Source organism: Corallococcus terminator, assembly GCF_003611635.1.
Lineage (GTDB): Bacteria > Myxococcota > Myxococcia > Myxococcales > Myxococcaceae > Corallococcus > Corallococcus terminator.
This window is the reverse complement of the sequence record NZ_RAVZ01000740.1, coordinates 1-834: the sequence shown is the minus strand read 5'-3', so window position 1 is coordinate 834 and position 834 is coordinate 1. Positions and strand designations below refer to the sequence as shown.

1 protein-coding gene is annotated in these 834 nt (G+C 70.9%); it reads right to left on the bottom strand.

What is annotated here, in order from left to right:
• A partial coding sequence (locus tag D7V88_RS41900; RefSeq protein ID WP_147449172.1) for a hydroxymethylglutaryl-CoA synthase family protein occupies positions 1-686 on the bottom strand: 686 nt, incomplete at its 3' end.
• Positions 687-834: the final 148 nt, after the last annotated feature.

The window sequence follows — 834 nt, the reverse complement described above, 5'->3', positions numbered from 1 at the left end:
CCCACGTCCCCCGCGGCCTCCTGGTAGGCCCGGTACGCCCCCTCCAGCGCGTCCAGGTAGCACTGGACCGAGTAGTGCCCGTCCACCAGCGCGTCCTTCGAATACAGCGGACGCCAGAAATCCATCACGTCCTTGGAGTAGACGCCCGTCTTGCCCTCCTCCAGGACGACGAGGCTGGGGTGGTCCGACACCAGCATCGCCACCGCGCCCGCGCCCTGGGTGGGCTCACCCGGCGTGCCCACGCCGTAGCGGGCGATGTCCGAGCACACGATGAGCGCCTTGCGGCCCTTCGCGCTGCCGGAGCGCACCCAGTCCAGCGCCATCTGGAGCGCGGCGGTGCCGCCGTAGCAGGCGTGCTTCGTCTCGAAGATGCGGCAGCGCGTGGACAGACCCAGGAGGCCCTGGACGTAGGAGGCCACCGGCTTCGAGTGGTCCACCGCCGTCTCCGTGCCCACCACCAACAGGCCGATGTCGTCGGGCGAGCAGCGGGCCGACTCCAGCGCCATCCGGGCCGCGCGGGCCGCGAGCGTCACCGTGTCCTCGTCCACCAGCGGCACGCCCATGCGCGTCACGCCCAGGCCGTCCACGTACTTGCCGGGCGCGACCCCACGCGCCATCGCCAGCTCCGCCAGCTCCACGTACGTGTCCGGAACGGCGACACCGATTGCTTCCAGGCCGACCTGCATGACTGCCCCCTCATGTCCTTCGGTTGACTGCTTTTCCCGCGCACGCCTCCCGTGCACCGCGGATGCGGTGGATGGGATTGCGCGCGTGTGTCATTGACTCCGGGTCGGCGCTTCGCACGGGGGCCCCAACCCCCACGCTCCTTGACGC